Here is a 4723-nt window from a genome sequence, read left to right as displayed (position 1 = left end):
GTGTTGTGTCCTGTTACTTGGTTCGTTACGTATTGCTAAGGTTAAAACGGAGGAGTTAGTTGGATGATCCAGCACCTGGTTTTCGGCCTTCACCATCGGCGTGCTGGCCGATGCGCCCGGCACGTGCTTGCTGTCGATGCCGAACTCGTTGTGCCAGTACTGGTACTCGAAAACGGCGCGGCAAGTCTTCGGCTTAACGCCCAGCAGCGGGCCGACGTCGTACAGCCGTTGCATGTCGATATTCGTTTCCGGCGCAGTCTGGTTGCCGGGTTCGTCCTTGCCCTTCGAGGCGATCCAGTTCGCGAAACCTTCCCACGACCAGCCCGTCGCGCCCACTGGGAATGCCCACACGGCGCCCGGCATCCGGTGCGTGTCGTAGCGGTAGCGCGGGGTCGAGACGCTCTCGAACTCGTTGGTCGGCGCGGTGCACTCCCACAGGCCGTCGGTGCCCACGCTCAGCAGGCCCGGCGCCTTGAAGGCGGGAACGCCGGGCCGACGACCAGCATGCGCTTCTTCGAGTTGTAGCCGGCGTCATCCTTGGTGTTGACGTCGAAACCGAAAGTCATGCCGACGTCGCTCACGGGGCCGTAGGCGAATGGGTTGCCGGTCGCCTTGGTCAGCGAGACGGTGTTGCGGTAAAGCAGGTAGAACTCCTGCGCGCCCGAGCTCGCGCCCGGCGCCGACGGATCGGACTTGTTCGACAGCAGGACATCCAGGTTGAAGAAGTTGGTGCCGTAGCTATAACCGCTCACATGGTTGATGTCGAGGATGTCCTTGTGGAGGTCGGCGCCGTTGAACGGCTCGCGGAAACGGCTGCCGGTACGGTAGCCGATCGAAGTGTCGCTCCACTCGGCGGCCTGGACGGACGTTGCCGCGCACGCGCACAGCGCCATGGTCAGGACGGTTTTTTTCATGCTTTGCTCCCTTGGACGATTGGTTGGTGGTTATTGGTGGCGCCCGCGTCCCCGTGGCTCTCGGCAGGGATGTCGCGGGTTCCGTTAAAGAAGAGGTTCAGTGCGACCGCGGCGACGGCGGTCAGCAGGATGCCCGACTCCAGCAACGGATGCAGGCTGTGGGCCATCTGTTGGGCCCAGCGCGGCGCCACCAGCGGGATCAGGCCGAAGCCGATCGACAGGGCGACAATATACAGGTTGTAGCGGTTGTTCCGGAAGTCGACGCGGGTCAGGATACGGATGCCTGCCGCGGCAACCATGCCGAACATGACGAGGCCGGCGCCGCCCAGCACGAACTGCGGGATCGCCTCCACGAGCGCCGCCATTTTCGGCAGCATGCCGAGCACGATCATGATGCAGCCGCCGGCCACGCACACCCAGCGGCTCTTGACGCCGGTGACGGCGACCAGGCCCACGTTCTGCGAAAAGCTCGTGTGCGGAAACGTGTTCAGCAGGCCGCCGATCAGGGTGCCCAGGCCGTCCGTGCGCAGGCCGGCCGCGAGCTGCTTGCGGTCCAGGTCCTTGCCCGTCAGTTCGGACAATGCGAGGAACATGCCGGCCGACTCGATCATCACGACGATCATGACGACGGCGAACGTGACGATCATGACGAGATCGAACGTGGGCGCGCCGAACGCCAGCGGCGTCACGAGCCGGAACCAGGCGGCCTGGCCGACCTTGGCGAAGCTCATCTCGCCGAACGCGAACGTCACGATACAGCCGGCGACGATGCCCAGCAGGACGGAAATATTGGCGAGGAAGCCACGCGTGAACCGCACGAGGCACAGCACGACGGCCAGCACGAACGCGGCGATGCCCAGGTGGTCCAGCGCGCCGTAGTTCGGGTTCGGCGTCATCGGCACGGGGCCGGCCAGCTTCAGCGCGGGCGCCACGCTGCCCGGCGGCAGCGCGCTCGCCGCCTGCGCCGCGCTGGCGCGCGCCGCGTCGACCATCGCGGCCAGCTTGACCGTGTCGACGCTTTGCGCCGTGTTGTCCGGACCGCCCATGGCCCAGCCCACGCCGACGCGCATCAGGGTCACGCCGATGATCAGGATGATGGTGCCCGTGACGACGGGCGGGAAGAAGCGCAGCAGGCGGCTCATCAACGGGGCGATGAGCAGCGCCACGGCACCGGCACCGATGCCGGCGCCGAAGATCGCGCGCGCCCCGTCGACGCCGGGTACCGCGTTCGCGATGGCGACCATCGGGCCGACGGCCGCGAAGGTCACGCCCATCATCACCGGCAGGCGGATGCCGAACCAGGATGTCAGCCCGAGGGACTGGATGAGCGTTACGATCCCGCAGCAGAACAGGTCGGCCGAGATCAGCATGCTGACCTGTTCCGGGGGAAGTTTGAGGGCACGTCCGACGATCAGCGGCACGGCAATGGCGCCCGCGTACATGACGAGGACGTGCTGCAGGCCGAGCGCGGTCAAGCGCCCGAGGGGCAATCGCTCATCCACGGGATGGCGAGAAGTTTGGGTCATGCTTGTCTCCTGTTCGGGGGTGGTCCCCCTTTGGTTTTTGAACTGCCGGTGCTGCCGTACTGCCTGTACTGCTTGTACTGCGTACTGCGTTACTGCGTTCGAAACAAAGGATGCATGCTGCCCGCCGGGCGCCGGCCGCGCTCGTGACGCGGCCGGCCGGGGCACGGGGCCCCTGGTGATCAGTTGACCGGGGCGCCCTCCTCGTACCAGCGCTTGATCAGGTTGCGCTCGTCGGGGGTGATCTCGGGCTGGTTGATCCAGCGGCCGTCGAGCCCGATGGTCGCCATCGCGAACGCGGTACCCGGCGTCGACGGGGCGCGCGCGATCTTCGGCGCCGGCATCGGTGCCGGTGCCGTGGCGCTGCTCATCGCCCCGTTGATGAGCCGCCTGCTGCGCTTCTTCCCGCCCGTCGTCACGGGCACCATCATCCTGATCATCGGCGTGACCCTGATGCGCGTCGGCGTGGGCTGGGCCATGGGCCGTCCGGACGACGCGGCGCAAAGCGTCGGCGCCGGTCAAGCTCGCCGCGATGGTCGACGCGGCGCGCGCCAGCGCGGCGCAGGCAGGCGAGCGCGCTGCCGCCGGGGGCAGCGTGGCGCCCGCGCTGAAGCTCGCCGGCCCCGTGCCGATGACGCCGAACCCGAACTGCGGCGCGCTGGACCACCTGGGCATCGCCGCGTTCGTGCTGGCCGTCGTGCTGTGCCTCGTGCGGTTCACGCGTGGCTTCCTCGCCAATCTTTCCGTCCTGCTGGGCATCGTCGCCGGCTGTGTCGTGACGTTCGCGTTCGGCGAGATGAGCTTCGCCAAGGTCGGCCAGGCCGCCTGGTTCCGGCTCGTGACGCCGCTGGCGTTCGGCGCGCCCACGTTCCGATCTCGTCATGATCGTCACGTTCGCCGTCGTCATGATCGTCGTGATGATCGAGTCGGCCGGCATGTTCCTCGCATTGTCCGAACTGACGGGCAAGGACCTGGACCGCAAGCAGCTCGCGGCCGGCCTGCGCACGGACGGCCTGGGCACCCTGATCGGCGGCTTGCTGAACACGTTTCCGCCACGAGCTTTTCGCAGAACGTGGGCCTGGTCGCCGTCACCGGCGTCAGAGCCGCTGGGTGTGCGTGGCCGGCGGCTGCATCATGATCGTGCTCGGCATGCTGCCGAAAATGGCGGCGCTCGTGGAGGCGATCCCGCAGTTCGTGCTGGGCGGCGCCGGCCTCGTCATGTTCGGCATGGTTGCCGCGGCAGGCATCCGTATCCTGACCCGAGCTTCCGGAACAACCGCTAGAGACCTGTATATTGTCGCCCTGTCGATCGGCTTCGGCCTGATCCCGCTGGTGGCGCCGCGCTGGGCCCAACAGATGGCCCACAGCCTGCATCCGTTGCTGGAGTCGGGCATCCTGCTGACCGCCGTCGCCGCGGTCGCACTGAACCTCTTCTTAACGGAACCCGCGACATCCCTGCCGAGAGCCACGGGGACGCGGGCGCCACCAATAACCACCAACCGATCGTCCAAGGGAGCGAAGCATGAAAAAAAAACCGTCCTGACCATGGCGCTGTGCGCGTGCGCGGCAACGTCCGTCCAGGCCGCCGAGTGGAGCGGCACTTCGATCGGCTACCGTACCGGCAGCCGTTTCCGCGAGCCGTACGCACGGCGCCGACCTCCGCAAGGACATCCTCGACATCGACCGTGTGAGCGGTTATAGCTACGGCACCGGCGTCTTCAACCTCGATGTCCTGCTGTCGAACAAGTCCGATCCGTCGGCGCCGGGCGCGAGCTCGGGCGCGCAGGAGTTCTACCTGCTTTACCGCAACACCGTCTCGCTGACCAAGGCGGAACCGGCGACCCCATTCGCCTACGGCCCCGTGAGCGACGTCGGCATGACTTTCGGTTTCGACGTCGACGCCAAGGACGACACCAGCTACAACTCGAAGAAGCGCCGTGCTGGTCGTCGGCCCGACGTTCTCCTTCGAGGCGCCGGTGCCTCTTGAACGTGGCGCCGGCCTGTGGGCCAGCAACGCGCCGACCGAGCAAGGGTCTCGGGCGTCTCGACCCGCGCCTCGCTACGACACGCACCCGATGCTGGGCGCCGTGTGGGCGAGTCGGCGACGGCTGGTCGTGGGAAGGTTTCGCGAACTGGATCCAAGGGCAAGGACGAATTCGGCGACCGAGGCGCCCCGCCGGAAACGAATATCGAAGCAGTCCGTGTATGCTGTAGCGCCCCGAGCCGAAGACCTTCCGCCGGTTTCCAAATAAGGTGCTGGATCATCCGTAGCCCGTTAACAATGGT

General features: G+C 66.7%; 4 protein-coding genes and 4 pseudogenes. 5 read left to right on the top strand and 3 right to left on the bottom strand.

The window, feature by feature from the left end:
• The 3 genes and pseudogenes from ACWNCF_RS00670 to ACWNCF_RS00660 form a co-directional block, all read right to left on the bottom strand.
• Window positions 1–453, bottom strand: a pseudogene (locus ACWNCF_RS00670) (hypothetical protein); the annotation flags it as partial.
• 2 nt (window positions 454–455) lie between these two features.
• Window positions 456–914, bottom strand: a complete 459-nt coding sequence (locus ACWNCF_RS00665) for a hypothetical protein (protein WP_449405665.1) — start codon at window positions 912–914, stop codon at window positions 456–458.
• On the bottom strand, window positions 911–2440 hold the full coding sequence (locus ACWNCF_RS00660; RefSeq protein ID WP_449405664.1) for a nucleobase:cation symporter-2 family protein: 1530 nt from the start codon (window positions 2438–2440) through the stop codon (window positions 911–913). The genes ACWNCF_RS00665 and ACWNCF_RS00660 overlap by 4 nt, the downstream gene beginning before the upstream one ends.
• A 276-nt stretch (window positions 2441–2716) precedes the next feature.
• Between ACWNCF_RS00660 and ACWNCF_RS00655 the strand changes: the two are divergent.
• The 5 genes and pseudogenes from ACWNCF_RS00655 to ACWNCF_RS00635 all read left to right on the top strand — a co-directional run.
• Window positions 2717–2878 (top strand): annotated as a pseudogene (locus ACWNCF_RS00655) (solute carrier family 23 protein); the annotation flags it as partial.
• Between the two features lie 91 nt (window positions 2879–2969).
• Window positions 2970–3251: pseudogene (locus ACWNCF_RS00650) on the top strand (solute carrier family 23 protein); the annotation flags it as partial.
• A gap of 67 nt (window positions 3252–3318) precedes the next feature.
• Window positions 3319–3441: pseudogene (locus ACWNCF_RS00645) on the top strand (hypothetical protein); the annotation flags it as partial.
• A gap of 130 nt (window positions 3442–3571) precedes the next feature.
• Window positions 3572–4138 (top strand): solute carrier family 23 protein, encoded by a 567-nt coding sequence (locus ACWNCF_RS00640; protein ID WP_449405663.1) that lies wholly within the window; start codon window positions 3572–3574, stop codon window positions 4136–4138.
• Window positions 4125–4424, top strand: coding sequence for a hypothetical protein (locus ACWNCF_RS00635; protein WP_449405662.1), 300 nt, complete (start codon window positions 4125–4127; stop codon window positions 4422–4424). The genes ACWNCF_RS00640 and ACWNCF_RS00635 overlap by 14 nt, the downstream gene beginning before the upstream one ends.
• Window positions 4425–4723 lie beyond the last annotated feature (299 nt).

Source organism: Massilia phosphatilytica, from assembly GCF_977014125.1.
Note: the sequence above shows the minus strand (reverse complement) of the source record. Positions and strands in the feature narration are given on the sequence as shown.

Bases quoted from the DNA above. Each gene is read 5' to 3' on its own strand.
- ACWNCF_RS00665 (WP_449405665.1), bottom strand. From the start codon at position 914: ATGAAAAAAACCGTCCTGACCATGGCGCTGTGCGCGTGCGCGGCAACG.
- ACWNCF_RS00660 (WP_449405664.1), bottom strand. From the start codon at position 2,440: ATGACCCAAACTTCTCGCCATCCCGTGGATGAGCGATTGCCCCTCGGG.
- ACWNCF_RS00640 (WP_449405663.1), top strand. From the start codon at position 3,572: ATGATCGTGCTCGGCATGCTGCCGAAAATGGCGGCGCTCGTGGAGGCG.